The sequence below is a fragment of the Candidatus Electronema sp. PJ genome, from assembly GCF_048287395.1.
Classification (GTDB): domain Bacteria; phylum Desulfobacterota; class Desulfobulbia; order Desulfobulbales; family Desulfobulbaceae; genus Electronema.
The window spans coordinates 1-16,095 of the sequence record NZ_JBLWEO010000083.1 but is presented as its reverse complement, the minus strand read 5'-3'; the positions used below and the strand labels follow the sequence as shown (position 1 = coordinate 16,095).

At 53.9% G+C, this 16,095-nt stretch carries 14 protein-coding genes; 6 read left to right on the top strand and 8 right to left on the bottom strand.

Annotated elements, in window-relative coordinates:
- Positions 1 to 6: 6 nt before the first annotated feature.
- The gene (locus ACNKIB_RS13565) at positions 7 to 213 is read right to left on the bottom strand and encodes a hypothetical protein (RefSeq protein ID WP_417911106.1); all 207 of its coding nucleotides are present in this window, start codon (positions 211 to 213) and stop codon (positions 7 to 9) included.
- 276 nt (positions 214 to 489) lie between these two features.
- Here ACNKIB_RS13565 and ACNKIB_RS13560 point away from each other — a divergent pair, with 276 nt between their 5' ends.
- From ACNKIB_RS13560 to ACNKIB_RS13550, 3 genes are read left to right on the top strand one after another with little or no spacing between them, the layout of a single operon-like run.
- Complete coding sequence (locus ACNKIB_RS13560; protein ID WP_417911105.1) at positions 490 to 2,169, top strand: hydantoinase/oxoprolinase N-terminal domain-containing protein; 1,680 nt, start codon at positions 490 to 492, stop codon at positions 2,167 to 2,169.
- A 43-nt stretch (positions 2,170 to 2,212) separates the two neighbouring features.
- Positions 2,213 to 3,637, top strand: coding sequence for a hypothetical protein (locus tag ACNKIB_RS13555; protein WP_417911104.1), 1,425 nt, complete (start codon positions 2,213 to 2,215; stop codon positions 3,635 to 3,637).
- The gene (locus tag ACNKIB_RS13550) at positions 3,600 to 4,010 is read left to right on the top strand and encodes a hypothetical protein (RefSeq protein ID WP_417911103.1); all 411 of its coding nucleotides are present in this window, start codon (positions 3,600 to 3,602) and stop codon (positions 4,008 to 4,010) included. Before ACNKIB_RS13555 ends, ACNKIB_RS13550 begins: the two co-directional genes overlap by 38 nt.
- Here the strand turns inward: ACNKIB_RS13550 and ACNKIB_RS13545 are convergent.
- The 4 genes from ACNKIB_RS13545 to ACNKIB_RS13530 all read right to left on the bottom strand — a co-directional run bounded on the left by ACNKIB_RS13545 (position 3,941) and on the right by ACNKIB_RS13530 (position 9,031).
- The gene (locus ACNKIB_RS13545; RefSeq protein ID WP_417911102.1) at positions 3,941 to 5,713 is read right to left on the bottom strand and encodes an ATP-binding protein; all 1,773 of its coding nucleotides are present in this window, start codon (positions 5,711 to 5,713) and stop codon (positions 3,941 to 3,943) included. The two genes, ACNKIB_RS13550 and ACNKIB_RS13545, sit on opposite strands and share 70 nt — an antisense overlap.
- Positions 5,710 to 6,411: a response regulator transcription factor gene (locus tag ACNKIB_RS13540; RefSeq protein WP_417911101.1), complete on the bottom strand. Its 702-nt coding sequence runs from the start codon at positions 6,409 to 6,411 to the stop codon at positions 5,710 to 5,712. Before ACNKIB_RS13540 ends, ACNKIB_RS13545 begins: the two co-directional genes overlap by 4 nt.
- A 159-nt stretch (positions 6,412 to 6,570) precedes the next feature.
- Positions 6,571 to 7,716, bottom strand: a complete 1,146-nt coding sequence (locus ACNKIB_RS13535) for a porin (protein ID WP_417911100.1) — start codon at positions 7,714 to 7,716, stop codon at positions 6,571 to 6,573.
- Positions 7,717 to 7,876: 160 nt separating this feature from the next.
- Entirely contained in the window at positions 7,877 to 9,031 is a 1,155-nt protein-coding gene (locus tag ACNKIB_RS13530; RefSeq protein WP_417911099.1) for a porin, read from the bottom strand.
- Positions 9,032 to 9,235: 204 nt separating this feature from the next.
- Here ACNKIB_RS13530 and ACNKIB_RS13525 point away from each other — a divergent pair, with 204 nt between their 5' ends.
- Entirely contained in the window at positions 9,236 to 9,439 is a 204-nt protein-coding gene (locus ACNKIB_RS13525; RefSeq protein ID WP_417911098.1) for a hypothetical protein, read from the top strand.
- 33 nt (positions 9,440 to 9,472) lie between these two features.
- Here the strand turns inward: ACNKIB_RS13525 and ACNKIB_RS13520 are convergent, their stop codons facing one another.
- The 3 genes from ACNKIB_RS13520 to glgX are packed head-to-tail and all read right to left on the bottom strand — an operon-like array spanning position 9,473 to position 12,295.
- On the bottom strand, positions 9,473 to 9,655 hold the full coding sequence (locus ACNKIB_RS13520; protein ID WP_417911097.1) for a hypothetical protein: 183 nt from the start codon (positions 9,653 to 9,655) through the stop codon (positions 9,473 to 9,475).
- Positions 9,630 to 10,172 (bottom strand): GDSL-type esterase/lipase family protein, encoded by a 543-nt coding sequence (locus ACNKIB_RS13515; protein ID WP_417911096.1) that lies wholly within the window; start codon positions 10,170 to 10,172, stop codon positions 9,630 to 9,632. The genes ACNKIB_RS13520 and ACNKIB_RS13515 overlap by 26 nt, the downstream gene beginning before the upstream one ends.
- Positions 10,169 to 12,295 carry a glycogen debranching protein GlgX gene (gene glgX, locus ACNKIB_RS13510; RefSeq protein ID WP_417911095.1) on the bottom strand — a complete coding sequence of 709 codons (2,127 nt, stop codon included), beginning with the start codon at positions 12,293 to 12,295 and terminating at the stop codon, positions 10,169 to 10,171. Before glgX ends, ACNKIB_RS13515 begins: the two co-directional genes overlap by 4 nt.
- 343 nt (positions 12,296 to 12,638) lie before the next feature.
- Here glgX and ACNKIB_RS13505 point away from each other — a divergent pair, with 343 nt between their 5' ends.
- Together ACNKIB_RS13505 and ACNKIB_RS13500 are read left to right on the top strand one after the other, a co-directional pair.
- A complete protein-coding gene (locus ACNKIB_RS13505; protein ID WP_417911094.1) occupies positions 12,639 to 13,049 on the top strand; it encodes a hypothetical protein in 411 nt (136 codons plus the stop codon).
- A gap of 82 nt (positions 13,050 to 13,131) precedes the next feature.
- Positions 13,132 to 15,537, top strand: coding sequence for a glucoamylase family protein (locus ACNKIB_RS13500; protein WP_417911093.1), 2,406 nt, complete (start codon positions 13,132 to 13,134; stop codon positions 15,535 to 15,537).
- The last annotated feature ends 558 nt before the right edge of the window (positions 15,538 to 16,095 follow it).

The window sequence follows — 16,095 nt, the reverse complement described above, 5'->3', positions numbered from 1 at the left end:
AGTGGTCTAGCCAGAACCGCGATGGCCAGTGAAAAGCTGTTTGATTTGCACGGCAGGTTCGCTGTTCTGGATTCTCCAGGTGATGAGTTCAGCAATATGCTCCACGCCCCGGCTTTCCGAGAGATCAACATAGCGATCATCCTCAGCAGACAGAGGCTTTTCCGGGTTGCAGGCCCGGTAGGCATCAGCAACGGTTTTGGCTCGGTCGGTCATTTGCATAGAAAAAGGTGAAGGTTACTGGCAACTGAGCTGTGCGTGAGCACCGCGCAGTTTATCCACTGCAAGTTACTCCTTCTCCGCCTACCATGCAAACGCATTCTGATGAAACTTCGCCCTACTCTACGCCAAGTCATCTGTTACTTACTCAGTCGGTACTGGACAATCGGCAGCTACCGGTTTACAATGTCTCTTCTTCAGGTAGTCTTCAGCAAGGCACATGATTTCCGAATACTTTTCAGCGGGACTCGAGACAGGACGGACACGATAGACATGGACAGCTATTGCATCGGCATTGACACCGGCGGCACCTGCACCGACGGCGTTCTGATCAGCAATTCCACCCTTCAGGTGGCACATTCGGTCAAGGAGCCGACCACGCATCACGATCTCGGCATTGGCGTGGGCAAGGTGTTGGAGCGGCTCCTGTCCTTTGGCATCCCACCAGAGGCTGTTAACCGTTTGTCTGTCTCTACTACCTTGGCTACCAACGCAGTGGTTGAGGGACGAGGCGCACGGGTTGCCTTGCTGGTCTTTGGCCATGTCCGCCACTTCAAGTTGCCAGTGACTGCCAGCGTGTTCATGAAGGGCGGCCATAAGATCACTGGCGAAGAAGAAGAGCCGCTTGATCTGGAAGGGCTGGTGGATTCCGTGCGTGCCCTGCGCGGCGAGGTAGATAGCTATGCGATCTGTAGTGCCATGTCGATCAAGAACCCAACCCACGAGTTGGTGGCAGAAGAGGCCATTGGCATTCTCGATCCCAAGCCAGTCTTCTGCTCGCATCAGGTGAGCGGTAGTCCGGGAATGCACGCCAGGGCAGCCACGGCCTGCCTGCACGCCCGCCTGATGCCGCTGATGGTGGGTTTTCTTTCCTCGGTGCAGATTTCTATGCTCCGGGCCGGACTAAACTGCCCGGTGACGATCATCTGCGGTAACGGTAGGGGCGCAAACTTAGACGAAGCCGTGCAGCGAGCCGCAATTACCGTGGCCAGTGGCCCGGCAGCTACAGCCCGCTTCGGTTGCACCGCTGGCGAGCAGACCGCCTTGGTGGTTGATGTCGGCGGCACAACCACTGATGTCTGTATGATCCGCAACGGTTGGCCGGTCTTGAGCAACGAAGGCTGTCGGATCGGCCAGTGGCAGACCCACATCGAGGCCATTGACATGTACACCGCAGGCGGGGGCGGTGATTCCCATGTTATCTGCTCGCTAGAACATAGCCCGAGCATTCGTCTGGCGCAGACGAGGGTACAGCCGCTGTCTATGACCACTGGTTTGCCAGATCCGGCAGACTGGTTGGGCTGTGGTCTGCGCAATGCCTTGGTTATGCCGGTAGAGGGGCTGGATGAAGCAGCAGCCTCGCACGATGAAATCCTGCGCAGTTTGCTCGAATATGGCGCAGCCAACCCAGAGACCTTGGCGCTGCAGATTGGCATGTCTGGGGTGCTGTTAGAGAAATGGTTGGAGCGACTCACCTACCGCCAGCAGATCAGGATGATTGGCTTTACGCCGACTGATGCCCTGCATGTCCTAGGCAAGCTGAAGATCGGCAACCGTGAGCAGGCCGAGCGCGGGGCTGTTGCTTTGGCTGCGGCCCTGAAGATGGATGTGGAAAGCCTCTGCCTGCGGGTGGTGGCAGCCACCGAGCAAGTTATTGAAACCATCATCCTTGATTATCTGGCCCGCAAAGTCTGGCCAGCCAGCGAGGCCGCCCCTTTTCTCAGCAGCAAGGACAACCCGCTCTTTTCCCTGAGCGTGGCGGTGAAGATCCCGATCATTGGCATTGGTGCGGCCTCGCGCTGCTTCCTGCCTGCGGTTGCAGAACGGCTACGCACCAGCGTCAGCTTCCCGGAGCATTACGAAGTGGGCAACGCGGTAGGTGCGGCCTTGATTGGCCGGGAAGAATTCCCAGCTGACCCAGCATATTGGCAGACAATTTCTGAGCAGGAATAGGCCTGCTCATTACATGCAACAAAGATGTAGGAGGAAGAAGGCGATGAACAAGAGCAAAAAGATGTTGGTGTCCGTAGCAGTGCTGGCCGCATTGACTGCGTCCACAGGCGCAGTCCAAGTGCAGGCTGCAAGTATTCTCAGGACAGTGGGTACGCATCCGGTTTCCCGACCTCTATCAACCGTGGAGGATCTGCGGGCCATGATGCAGGATATGAGCGGCGATATCCAGGCGGGCATGTCAGCAGCAGGCAATGCAGACCTCTTCCCCCTGGTGCAGGCCCACATTGCCCAGTATCCGCAGACCCAGATCGCCATTGTTGATTACTTACCAGGCCAGCAGATTGACTGGATGCTCTTCCGTCGCTACGGCAAGGGCCGGGTTAAGGTAGCGCGGGATGTGACCTGGGGCGGCAATGCGCCGCTGTCAGTATTTGAGTTTATGATTGACAAGGACGGCCAGCGTTATACCTTTGCCGTACCTCTGCAATGCGGCAATCTGGCCCTGAAGGAGTCTGTCCCTGCGCCGATGCCAGTGCAAATAGTGCAGCAGCAGGCCCCGGTCATTCAGCAAGTGATTAAGGAAGTGCCGGTGCCTGGCCCAACCGTCTATGTCCCGCAAGAGGTGATCAAGCAGGTGCAGGTTCCCGTTCCTGGCCCGACGGTTTATGTTGACCGCCCGGTGGTGAGAGAAGTGGTTCGGCAGGTTCCGGTGCCTGGGCCAACGGTTTATGTTCCGAAAGAAGTCATCAAATATGTTGATCGCCCAGTACAAGTAACTGGCCCGACGGTTTACGTGCCCAAGGAAGTGATCAAATACGTGGACAAACCAGTAGTCAAAGAAGTAGTGAAAGAGGTGGTCAAGGAAGTTCCTGGCCCGGAACGGGTTATCCATGTGCCTGGCCCAACCAGAACCGTCGTGAAGCGAGTCACTGTGCCTGGGCCGACGCGAACCGTGGTCAAGCAAGTGGTGAAAGAAGTGCAGGGTGCAGCGGCTCAGTGCTGCGAGTCGCCGTTCCATTTCATTGCGGACGTAGGATATCTCCGGCAACCAGAAGAAGCAGATTACGGGCTAGGTAGATTAGGCGTGGAGTATGTTATTAATCCGCACTTCTCCTTCTTGGCTTTAGCAGGCGGGGCAGCCAAGATCAGTGGCGATGCTGGAGCCGATGCGTTCCTGCTCGATCTCATGGTGCAGTATAACTTCTACCAATGCACCTCAGCGCACGGCGCAACGTGGTCGCCCTTCTTCCTTGGCTTGGGTGTTGGTTCCTGGATGACCAATGGCGAAGACGAAGTGCCGAGCGAGGACAGCCAAGCAGACTACATCGCCGAGATTGGTCTGCGCATCTTTGGTGCTCCGGCCTCGACCAGCGCGGCTATTTTCGTGGAAGGCAGAGTTGGCACCGATGAGCTGGACGATATGGACAAATATGGCCGCATCGGTGGCGGGTTGCGCTTCCGCTTCTAAGGAGGCAGCTGCTTATTCAGGCGGAAGGAGAGGCAGCGGCCTTCCGTTTTCTGATAAATACACGGGGAAAAATGGTGGTGCAGTGCTGCACAGTCGTTTTTCCCCGCTGCAGAATGGTTTTTCCCTGCTGCACTGTCGTTTTTACCCACTGCACGATCATTTTTCACCGGTGCAGGGTGATTTTTCACCGCTACACAGTCATTTCTCCACGTTACAGAACGATTTTTCACTGATGCACGGCCATTTTTCCCCGTTGCAGAGGGCTTTTGCTCACCTGCACACCCTGTTCCCCTTGCTGCTTGCTCAACCTGGCAGCCTGATCGAGAAAATACTCCCCTTGCCTAGTGCGCTTTCCACGGTAATTGTGCCGTGATGGGCCTGTACGATATGTTTGGCAATCGCCAGACCCAAGCCAGTGCCGCCCAGCTTGCAGCTGCGGGCCTTATCCACCCGGTAAAAGCGTTCAAAAAGGCGGGCGTGATGCTCCCGACTGATCCCACAGCCCGTATCCTGCACCGCAAGCACCACTTCGCCGTTCTGCACCCGTTGTTCTGCCTGCAAGATAACCGCACTGCGCTCGTGGCTATATTTCACTGCATTATCCACTAGGTTGACCACGGCCTGCTCCAGCAGCGCACTGTTGATCTGCGCCTTGATGGCCTCGGCGCAGCGCAGTTCAAGCTGGATACTTTTCGCCTGCGCGGCTGGCGCACAGACCGCAGCGGCGTTTTCCAGTACCGGCTTGATGGCCTGCCAGTTCAGGTGGATTTGTCCCTGCTCCTCTTCCTGTTCTAAGCGGGCCAGAGCGAGTAAATCTTCGATGATGGCGTGCAGTCGCTGGACATTCCGGCTCACAATCTCCAGAAAACGGTCAGCGTTCTCCGGTTCATGCAAAGCACCATCGCGCAGGATCTCGACAAAGCCTTTAATCGCGGTGATTGGGGTTTTCAGCTCATGCGAGACATTGGCCGCAAAGTCACGGCGCATGGTTTCCAGCCGTTTGAGGCGGGTGATATCATGAAAAACCAGCAGTGCCCCTGCGATCTGGCCGGTTTCGCTGCGGAGCAGGGTGCCATGCGCACTGAGAATCTTTTCCTGGCCTGTATTGACGGCAATGACCTCTTCGGTCGGCCTGCCTTTTTTCAGCGTCCTAGCGAGGAACTGCTGCACATCGGCATGACGGATGATTTCCTGGATGTCGCGGTCGGCAACCCGGTTGATCTCAAAGCCAAACAGCCTGCCTGCGGCCTGATTACAGCGGAGAATGCGGCCCTCTTGGTCAGTCACTACGACTGCCTCGGCCATGCTGCGGAAAGTCGATTCGAGCAAGTCCAGCTGCTTCTTGAGTACCGTGGTTTGCTCGTCAAGCTGGGCTGCCATCCGGTTGCAGGACGCAGCCAGACTGGTGATTTCCAGCGGCCCAGCAATACGAATACGATGCTGCCAGCTGCCTTGAGTGAAGCGCAGCACGCCCTGCTCGATTTCTTCCAGCGGCCTACTGATGCGCCACGACAGGAGCAAGCCGCCTGCTGCCGCTAGCAGCAAAGCTGGCAGCGCAGCCAGGGCAATCTTGCCCAGAACCGCTTGACGCTGCTGCTGCACGTCCTGGGCTGGCACCGCTGCCCGCACCACCGCCCAGATTGCTCCTGCCCTTTTGACCGGAACAGCAACATACAGCATCTCTTTGGCTAAGGTGTAGCTGCGGCGCAGAGAAACGCCGATTTCATCTGCGAGCGCGGCCTTGATTTCTGGCCGGTCAGCATGATTGTCCATCGTCGCTGGCTGTTCTTCTGAGTCGCCAATGACCTTGCCTGAGGCCAGCACCACCGTGATGCGGGTGCCTAACTCCGCCTGGAAGGCAGCACAGAGCTTCCCAATCTTGCTTTCGGCCTGGCGTAAAGTTGCTTCCTGGATAAGCTGGCTGCGGAAGAGTCGGGCCTGGGCTGCGAGCTGCTGCTGCGCTTGTTCGTTATGAAAAGGTTTGAGGAGGAAGGACGCAGAAAAGAAACTTGCGCTCAGGGCAAGGAGCACCAGGAGCAGGTAGGAGCTGCACAGGTTCCAGAGCAGCTTTCTCATGCCTCGGCCTGCGCCTGGAAGCGATATCCCACACCGCGCACGGTTTCGATGTAATGCCCCAGCTCCCCGAGCTTTTTCCGCAACCCCACAATCTGGACATCCACGGCCCGGTCGGTGACGCTGTAGTCCTCGCCCCGGACTGCCTCAACAATCTGGTAGCGGCTAAAGACCCAGCCTGGCCGTTTGGTCAAACAGAGCAAAATGCCAAACTCCGTGGCGGTCAGGCGCACGAGTTCGCCCTTAACGCAGACCTCATAACGGGAGCGGTCGATCTGCAACGCCCCGATGCTGAGGATATCAGCCTGTTCGCCGTCGTCCTTTTGCTGCGCGCGGCGCAACGCAGCCCGGATGCGGGCTGTCAACACACGCGGACTGAAGGGTTTGGTCACGTAATCATCCGCCCCTAATTCGAGGCCGACCACCATATCCGTCTCCTCGCTTTTCGCAGTAAGCATGATGACAGGTACATGCGCCATTGCCGCGTCCCGCCGTAGTCGTCGGCAGACCTCAAGCCCATCTAAACCCGGCAGCATCAGATCAAGCAGGATCAGGTCAAAGGAAGTCTGTCGGACAGCATTCAACGCCTCTTCCCCAGATCGGGCGCAGCTTACCTGATAGCCTTCTTTGGCCAGATGGTAGCGGACTAACTCCAGGATGTCCTCTGCGTCTTCAACCAGCAGGATTTTTTCTTTGGCCATAGTGTGTGCGACAGGAAAGGTGCAGACTGCTTTATCATCCGCATACAGAAAAGCCCCTTGCGCAGGGGCTTGAACCACGACACAATGCCAGGCGACATCGTGCATACATTGCCGGGGCAACCACAGAGAGTTGCCCCAACACTTATTGAGAAGTCTTACTTAGAACTTGAAGCGAGCACCACCCATTACAATGGTGATATCTTCGTAATCCGCGCCGGTCGTGTCTTCCAACGCATAACCTCGGTATGCCGCAAATAGTTCGGTGCTCCAGTCAGACAGGTTTTGCACGAACTGTACGCCCGTGGCTGTGCCTTCCTGGCCGATGTTCTGCTTCTTAGCATTCTCAAAGATGCCGTAATCAACAGAAACCGCTGTGCTGCCGATCGCGAACATTTTGTCGCAAATGTAGCCGATCTTGCCGTACATGAAAATTGGCTCGTCACCGCCTACAGGCATATTGTTCATGTCACGGGTACCGCCAGCAGCGGTCAGGTTCAGGCCGGAATTGAACAGCACAGAGGCAGAGCCGTTGATCTGGCTGTAATCGCCGTTGTCGCCAGGATTGGACCAGGAAAGAGCACCTTCCAGCTTTGTCTCAGCGAATTCACCTGAATACCTCAAGATGGCATCAACCAAATCTTGTTCGCCTGCTGCTGCGCCGAGGCTGAAACCTGCAAATTTGGGTGTATCATAGCGAACCCGGTTGTATCGGGTGCCGTCCATGGAATTGAAGACATCCTTAACCGTAAAACCTGTGCTTTCCTCGCTATCTTCCGGAGCCGGAGCTGCTGCTGCGTTGTAAAACTTAAAACCGCCGCCGACATCGGTCACGCCGGAGTTGCCCGCTAGATCAGTGCCAGAAAGGTCAACTTCAGAACTGTCGTCGCTGGTCATTTTGCCGCGACCTAACCAAAGCTTGCCGCCCTTCTTGCAGTCAAAATAAACCTCAGCCAGCCGCTCTTTGAAGTCGCCAGAAATGCTCTCCTCTTCCATTGACACTTTATCAGACGGATTGGCCTGCCATTGTAGCTCGAAGTTGCTGCCGATGGTCAGGTATTCGGTGGCGGCCAGTTTTCCGTACAGTCCGACCCTGGTCTCGGAATTGGTATTGTCAACATGGAACACGTTACTCTCGTTGCCATCATCCGCATACATGACTGCTCGGTTGACATGACCCTTGAGTTGCAGATCGACTTTGTCATTGCCGGATTTTATCTCTAAAGCCGAAGCCCCAGTCGCAGCAGCGAAAAGCATTGCCCCGGCAACTAAGCTAATTGAGCTTGCTGACGGCAGTTGTTTCTTCATCTTTCCTCTCCTTCTAAAAATTAATGTGATGAGACTGCCCGCACCTATCATACCCTTGCCCCTGCTATTTTTCCAGAAAAAAGCGAAGGGATCCTTTGGGCAGCAGAGGAAAGAAGGCGGATGTCCGAGGGAACATCCGCTGTCTGCTGGTTAAATCAGGTTAGAATTTAAGCCGCACACCGGCCATGAGCAGAGAGATATCCTCGTAGTTCGCGCCAGTATGGTCTTCCAGCTCGTAATTCCGCCAAGCCGCATAGAGTTCGGTGTTCCAGTCAGAGATTTTCTGCACCAGCTGAAGACCGTAAGCCGTGCCCTCTTCACCTTTGTCTTGATGCTTGACGTTTTCGTACACGCCGTAATCCAGAGAGATGGCCGTAGAGCCGATAGACAGGAGCTTATCGCACTTGTAACCGATCTTGCCGTACATGAAGACCGGCTCATCGTCACCAGCAGGCATCTCATCCAGATCGCGACTGCCAAAAGCAGCTGTGACATTCAGACCAAAGGGGAAAAGCAGTGAAGCCGAGCCGTTGATCTGGCTATAGTCCTTGTCGCTGCCCGGATTAGACCAGGCCAGTGCGCCTTCAAGCTTGGTGCCAGCCAACTCACCGGAATACACCAGCGTCGCATCAAACATCTCCTTCTCGCCAGCTGCGATGCCCAAGCCAAAGCCGGCGAATTTCCGGGTATCATAGCGCACTCGGTTTCTCCGGCTCAAGCCGTCCATGTTATCGAACACATTGCTTACGGCCAGACGCTTATCCACCACTTCACCGTTCTCATCTGTGGTCGGCATTGACACGTTGGGATCGTTAAACTTGAAGCCGCCACCCACATCCGCCACGCCAGAGTTGCCTGCTAAGTCCGTGCCAGACAGATCAACCTCGGTGCTGTCATCAGAAGACATATCACCCCGGCCCAAAGAGAACTTGCCCAGCTCCTTGGAATCAAGATACACCTCCATGATTCGTTCTTTAAACTCACCAGAGATGCTCTCCTCCTCCATCGACACCTTATCCGACGGATTCGCCTGCCATTGCAGCTCAAAAGTGCTGCCGATAGTCAGGTCATCGGCCTTTACTTTGCCATCAAGAGTGATCCGGCTCTCCGAGTTGCTGTTGTCCACATGCAAGAACTTGTTCTCCTGGCCATCATCTGCGACTAGCACCGCCCGTGCGATATGGCCTTTCAGCTGGAGTTCAACTTTGTCGTTACCAGATTTGATCTCCAGGGCAAAAGCCCCTGTCGATGTGCCAAGCAACATCGAGCCAGCAGCCAAGGCGGCCACGCCCTTGCCATTGAGTTTCTTCCTCATCTCTCTTCTCTCCTTCCCATTAATTTAAAAGAATGACAGCCGCAACTGTCAGCGTAGCCGAAACAAAGGGCAGTCCCCGGACGCGATACAGTGCCGGAGCGTACACTGGTTGCCTTACCGCGTTGGGAACTGATGCAGCCTTTCTCCTGCCTGATTATTTAATTGGTGGGTGTTAGAACTGTGTTACGAGGAAATGAGAAATTGATGAAGAATGGGAATAACCGCCGTGGCCAAGATGCAACGCTTTGCTCTGGCAAAACGCACCATTTTTACTCGGTTGCCAAGGAGTTTGGCCGACTACCAAAGGAGTTTTGCTTGGCCAAACTCCTTTATAACCAAGCCGAACTCCTTTCTGGCTTACTACAACTCCTTTGTAAGTCGGTACGACTCCTTTGCTGCCGAGTATAACTCCTTTCCTACTCGGCAAGACTCCTTTCCGGCTTACTCCAACTCCTTTCTTAGTCGGCAAGACTCATTTCTTGCCAACTCCAACTCCTTTCTTACTCGGCAAAAATCCTCTGCAAGTCGGCAGAACTCCTTGGCGGACAAGCAAGACTCCTTGCCGACCGAGTATAATTCTTGAGCAACGGCTGGCAAATCAAGCTGCCGGACAAGGCAATTCAAGACAAAACCGGCTGATTTCTTTAGCCCAAATCTGATAACCAAGCGTGGAAAGATGCACTCCATCGTTGAGAAAGCCAGGTCGAGTGATAGGCAGGCAGCTTTCGTTAAACGGCCCAGTCACATCAAGAAAATGGCAGTTGCTTTGCCTGGCAGTTGCCCGTAATTCCTGATTGGCCGCCGCGATGCTGTCTTGGGCCAGCCCTTGAAGGCGCATTGGCAGGATGGAGTTGACGATGATTGTGCTGTTTTGGCACAGCAGGACTAGCCTGGGCAGTAAAGTCTGGAAGATGGAGGTGAAATACGGGCTGCCGTTGAGGAGATTGTTGGTGCCAGACATGATCAGGATCAAGTCTGGCTCTGCTACCTTGTCAAGCTCAAGAAATAGGCGGGCAGACAGCTCTTCCGTGAGTTCCCCGGCCTTGCCCCGGTTGATTACCTCAAGCTCTGGCAACAACACGGCCCAGTCGCCCCATTCCACCAACGAGTCGCCCAGCATGAGCAGGGTTTGCTTCTTCATGCGCTTTTTCTCCTTTTCGGCTGACTTCCTTCCGTACTTTGGCAAACTACGCAGCCCATTGCTGCCACCCGAACCACCGCGCCTACCGCAATCCTGGGAGCCTGCTTGAGATCAAGGAAATCTTCTGGGGATTCGAGGCCAGTGTCGATGATCTTCTTCCACACGCACTGCCTGCCAGGTGTTGCGGTTTCCGGCACGGTGAAAAGCGCGGGCTGGTCGGTTTGGCCATTAAGCATGATGAAAAAATTGGCATCCGGGCCGTCATCAGGCACTATGTCCTTGAGGAGAAAGGCCAAGGTACGGCTCTGCGCTGACCAGTCTGGCTTTCCCGGCTGCTGGCCGTGCCAGATGATTTCTTGCGAGGAGGGTGGTTTGTCCGGGCTGCTGATCTCAAAGAACTCAGCCAGCCGGAAAATGGCGTGGTCACGGCGCAGGCGGATCAATTTTTGGAAGAAGCGGAGCTGGCCTTTGTTCTTTTCTGCCAACCGCCAATCCAGCCAGCTGATTTCGTTGTCCTGACACCAGGCGTTATTGTTGCCCTGCTGCGTCCTGCCGAATTCATCGCCCGCGACCAACATCGGTACGCCCTGCGAGAGCAGGAGAATCACGGCCATTGTTTTTATCCGGCGCAGGCGAAGCTGCTGAATCGCAGGGTCAACCGTTGGGCCTTCTACCCCGGAATTCCAGCTCAGATTGTGGTTGTCGCCATCCCGGTTGTCTTCGCCATTGGCCCGGTTCCGCTTTGCGCTGTAGCTGACCAAATCCGCCAAGGTAAAGCCATCATGGCTGGTGATGAAGTTGATCGAGTTGCAGGGGCGGCGGCCATTGTGCTGATACAAATCCGAGCTGCCGGCAATCCGGGTGGCTAAAAGACCAGTCAAGCCTGCTGTACCGTTCATGAACCGCCGCACATCATCCCGGAACTTGCCGTTCCATTCAGCCCAGCGGTGATGGTCAGAAAAATGCCCGACTTGATATAAACCTGCTGCGTCCCAGGCTTCAGCAATGATTTTAGTGTCAGCGAGTACCGGATCTTCGGCGATCATCTCCACCATCGGCGGGTTACTGAGGAGATGTCCTTGTTGATCTCGACCTAAGATGGAGGCCAGGTCAAAGCGGAAGCCATCAACGTGCATTTCGATCACCCACCAGCGCAGGGCATCCATAATCAAGGTGCGGACAATGGGGTGATTGCAGTTGCAGGTGTTGCCGCAGCCGGAGAAATTGAGATAGGCCCGCGTCCAGGGGTCGAGGAGGTAGTAAATCGGGTTGTCAATGCCTCGAAAGGAGGTGGTTGGCCCGTCCCAGCTGCCTTCTGCGGTATGATTAAAGACCATATCGAGGATAACCTCGATTCCGGCTCGGTGCAGGGCCTTAACCATGTCTCGGAACTCGTGCAGGGGATGGCCGCTGTCGCTGGAATAGGCCGCCTTAGGGGAGAAAAAGGAGAGCGGATTGTAACCCCAGTAGTTTTTGAGTTGCTCGCCGCTGTCTGGATTGCGGAAGGTGCAGTCAGTCTCGTCGAATTCCGTCACTGGCATCAATTCCACCGCAGTAATGCCGAGTTTTTTCAAGTAAGGAATTTTTTCCGTGATACCCAGAAAGGTGCCAGGAAAGCTGCACTTGGATGAAGGATGAACGGTAAAGCCGCGCACATGCAGTTCGTAGATCACTGAGTCCTGCAAGGGGATATTGAGAGGCCGGTCGCCTTCCCAGTTGTAGAATTCGTCGGGAATCAGGCAGAGGGTTTGGCTGCCAGCACGGCTGCGCGGCTCGCCCCAGCGCGGCGAGCGCAGTTCCTTGGCATACGGATCAAGCAGGATGAGTCTGCTGTCATACGCCAGACCGGATTTTTCCTGCTCATAAGGGCCGGAAAGCCGCCAGCCGTAGCGGATACCCGGCGGCAAGCCGCTGACAAGGAGATGCCAGATGTCGCCGGTCTTGTGTAACTTGGGATCAAGCGGAATCTCGAACCTGGCTGCGTCTTGGTCGTCTTTCAGGCCGAGAACCAAGGAGGCTGTTTTCGCATGACGGGCGAAGAGGGCGAAGTTAATGCCGGATGGCCTTACTGTTGCGCCCAAAGGCTGCGGGCTACCTTGAAAGGTGGGGAATTCTATTTTCATATTGACGCGATGCGGAAAATGAGCGTAATCTTTTTTTGCATCCTACACCACCAGCGGCCTTTTCCCCAAGCCGAAACATCCTTTCGCAAAAAGGAGCCTGAAAAATGATCCGTCAAGCTGTCCTCGTCCATCGCCTAGCCCTGTTTGCCTCTGCTGGCTTTCTTGCCTTTATCAACTGCTGAAAGTTGTTCAACAGCAAAGCTCCGCCGTCTGATGTCCAAGGTGTCTGACCAGACAGATTTTCTTGCGCTGCCGATTTTTTTATTTGACAACACCATGTAAAGGTTTTATTGCTTATCATCTGCTGTAATCTCCTTTAACACTTCCCAAAGGAGGTACTCTCATGGCCTACCGTCACAAATCATCTCAGATTGTCGCCAATGCGCAAGAACGCGCCGACAACCTGCGGGCAATTGATCCGAACTTAGACTTGGACAACAACCTGATGCTTGCCGTCTATGATGCCAAGATTGCCGAGGCTCAGGCTGCCTTAGATACCTACAATAGCCTGCTTGCCCAAGCCGATGTGGCGGGCGATGACTTTCAGGTGATGGAAAGGGAACTTCGTGATTTGTTCTCGCAGATGCTTTCCGGGGTGAAGGTGAAGTACGGCAGGGACAGCAATGAATACGAGATGGCAGGCGGCACCAGGGCCAGTGAAATCAAGCGACAGCCGCGTACAAGAGGGAAGAAATCAGGGGATGGAGGTGAAGGAGAGGCGGGCAGTAAAGTTTTGTCGGGCAGGTTCGTTTGATAGCAGCAGGAAAAATAAGGGGAGAAGCTTTTCTGCTTTTCACCTCTTAACACGGGAACAATGCTAACAAAAAGGTGAGATCATGAAAACCAACAAGCAAAGAAGTAAAAAATGGAGTTTAGCAATAGTATCATTGACAGTCTTCTGCCTGCCTGTCAAGCCTGCCCTTGCAAATGTCAGCTACATTTTGGACGACTTTGATATGAGTCCAGCTTATGCTCCTAATTATGCACAGTTAAATGATTTTAACGGCAACAAAGGGTTGTGGAATTCGCCAGGAGCTGTTATTACCCCCTCTTTTGACAGTACGGAACGGCACGATGCTGATGGATATTCACTAAAGTTGGAATACGATGTTACTGCTGCTGGTTCTTACGGCGGATACTGGGAACAGTTTGCCTACAAATATCCTGATCCAGATCATCCAGACGATCACGATCCAGCTTTTGATATGAGTGAGTTCGATGAGTTTCACTTCTGGATCAAGGGAGTGGCCTCGTTTACGTCTAAGTGCTACATAGAGTTTGTGGATAAAGCTGGACACAAAGCTCAGGTAGAGATTACTGGCATTGACAGTAGCTGGAAGGAGAAGGTCATAACTGATCTTCAGCATCTTCCGGCTGACCAAGGATTCGATTGGACAAAGATGAAGCAATGGGCAATTGTCATCAAGCATGATCATGTTGATGCTCAAGTCGGGACGCTTTATCTTGACGACCTCTCATTTGTTGACACCCATGAAAGTTTTACTACAGATGATGAATTCTTGGAATTGGTCAGCAAGCGGGTCTTCAGATTCTTCTGGGATACTGCCCATCCTGCAACCGGTTTAATGCGTGACCGATTGGCCAGCCGCAATGTCAGCAGCACGGCCTCAATAGGCTTTGGTTTAACCACATATTGCATCGCAGCAGAGAGAGGTTGGAAAACTCGTTCCGAGATAGCGGATGAGGTTAAAAAGGTTCTTACCACATTATGGAATACACCGCAGGGAGATGGGGCAGCAGACATCAGCGGTTACAAAGGCTTCTTTTACCACATGCTGAATATTGACACCGGCACCAGAAACAACATTTCCGAACTTTCCTCCATAGATTCTGCTCTGTTGTTAGCTGGTGTGCTCACCTGCAAGGAATATTTCACCGGCGCGGATCCGGTGGAAACGGAGATACGAACGCTTGCTGATGCCATTTACAGACGGGTTGACTGGACATACATGCTGGATGCAGCCACCAATCATTTTTGGATGGAATGGAAGCCGGAATCCGGCTTTGCTGGACATTGGGACTACACTACCAGCGAGGCAAGGCTTGTCAATCTGCTGGCTGTTGGTTCTCCCACATTTCCGGTCGACAGCAGCGTCTTTTATGCTTGGACAAGAGAGCAGGGCACGTATGGCGACCATGCCCTGTATCAAAACCAGTACGGGCAAATGTATCTCTATCTTTTTGACCACATGTGGATTGATTACAGAGGTTTGACTGATAGACATCCAAAGGTGCCGGTCAACTGGTGGAACAATGATGTTCAGGGCATCAAAGCGCACCGGCAGTTTTTTATAGACAATGCCGCAACGCATGAGACCTACGGAGAGAACAGCTGGGGGCATACCGCCTGTTTTGCGCCTGACGGCACCTATGAGGCGGATGCCGATGGCGCAAAAGTACGAATTCCCCCTGCTCCGCAAACCATCTTTCATCGTGGAACTATACCTCCCTGCGCTGCCGGCATGAGCATAGCCCATTTCCCGTATGGTTCAAGCAATCCGGCCTTGCTGGCATTGAAGCACTATTACACCTATCCAAAGCTCTGGTCTCTGTGGGGCTTCCGCGATGCGTACAACCTGAGCATGGCCGACCCAGATAACTACGGATATACGCATGATATTGTGGGTATTGACGCTGGGGCGATGGCAATTGCCATTGAGAACTATCGCAGCCGGTTTGTTTGGGACACTTTCATGAAGAATCCCTATATCAAGAATGCACTTGCCGCTGTTTTTAATAAAACAGGAGATATCTACTATCCGCGTGAGGCAGAAACCTACCAGAGCAAATCTGGAGGAAGAGAGGAATATCAAAGCAATGCCTCTGCTGGAAAGGTGCTTCATTTAGGTGGAGACTCAGGCAATACATCTGACGGGCAAGGCGATGAAGCGATTTACAACATCAATGTGGACTGGACAAGCAGTGACGCAGTGTTCAAGGTGCGTTACTCCGATGATGTGGCTGGCAATGTAATTGAAGTATATCTCGATAATGCGCTCAAGGGGACATTTACAACGGAAGATACTGGCACGTGGAATGACTTTGCTTGGGATAGCGAGCTGATAAAGTTAGGGCCAATGAAAGCTGGTGCTCACACTATTAAGCTACGAGTGGCTACAGGCGGCTCTTGGGGAGTCAATCTTGATGCCTTTGTCTTGCAAGATGCAAAAAATGGTTCAAGAATTCTTGCGCCGATTTATCTATTATTGCTTAAACACTAGGCCACAGGGCGTAAGCTTCATTACCAAGATTGTGTAGATACGGTTCTCCCAGTGCGTGACCGCCACGCAGAGATTTCCTCAGCGGCAACATGCCCCATGTTGGCCTTGACTTGAGGCAGGTCAGGCTTAACATAGATGACCAATACGGTCGTACATGAGGCAAGTACAGCCTTACTTGCCTCATATCAGGCCCGACATGCCCCATGTTGGCTCGTACATAAGGCAAATACGACCGACTACGAGGCATGTTCAGTCGGACATGAGCCAAGGTAGGCCTTGTGGCTCGTTGCGGTGCTGCAACCTGCTCCACTTCTTCAGCAATCTTTATCCTGGTAAATTTGCAAGAGGTCTTGTAATTTCGCCTTGACAGCGGTTTTCCTGGCTTATATAGTCCTATCTGCCTTTCAATAATGAAGCAGCTGACTCTGCGCGCGGGCAAGCCGGGCGTTCACAACCACTTTAAGGAAGAACCTATGAGCAAAATCAAAGGCGCGAAGGCCATAGTGCAATGTTTGGTGGAGGAAGGGGTTGACACCATATTCGGCTTTCCGGGCGGCG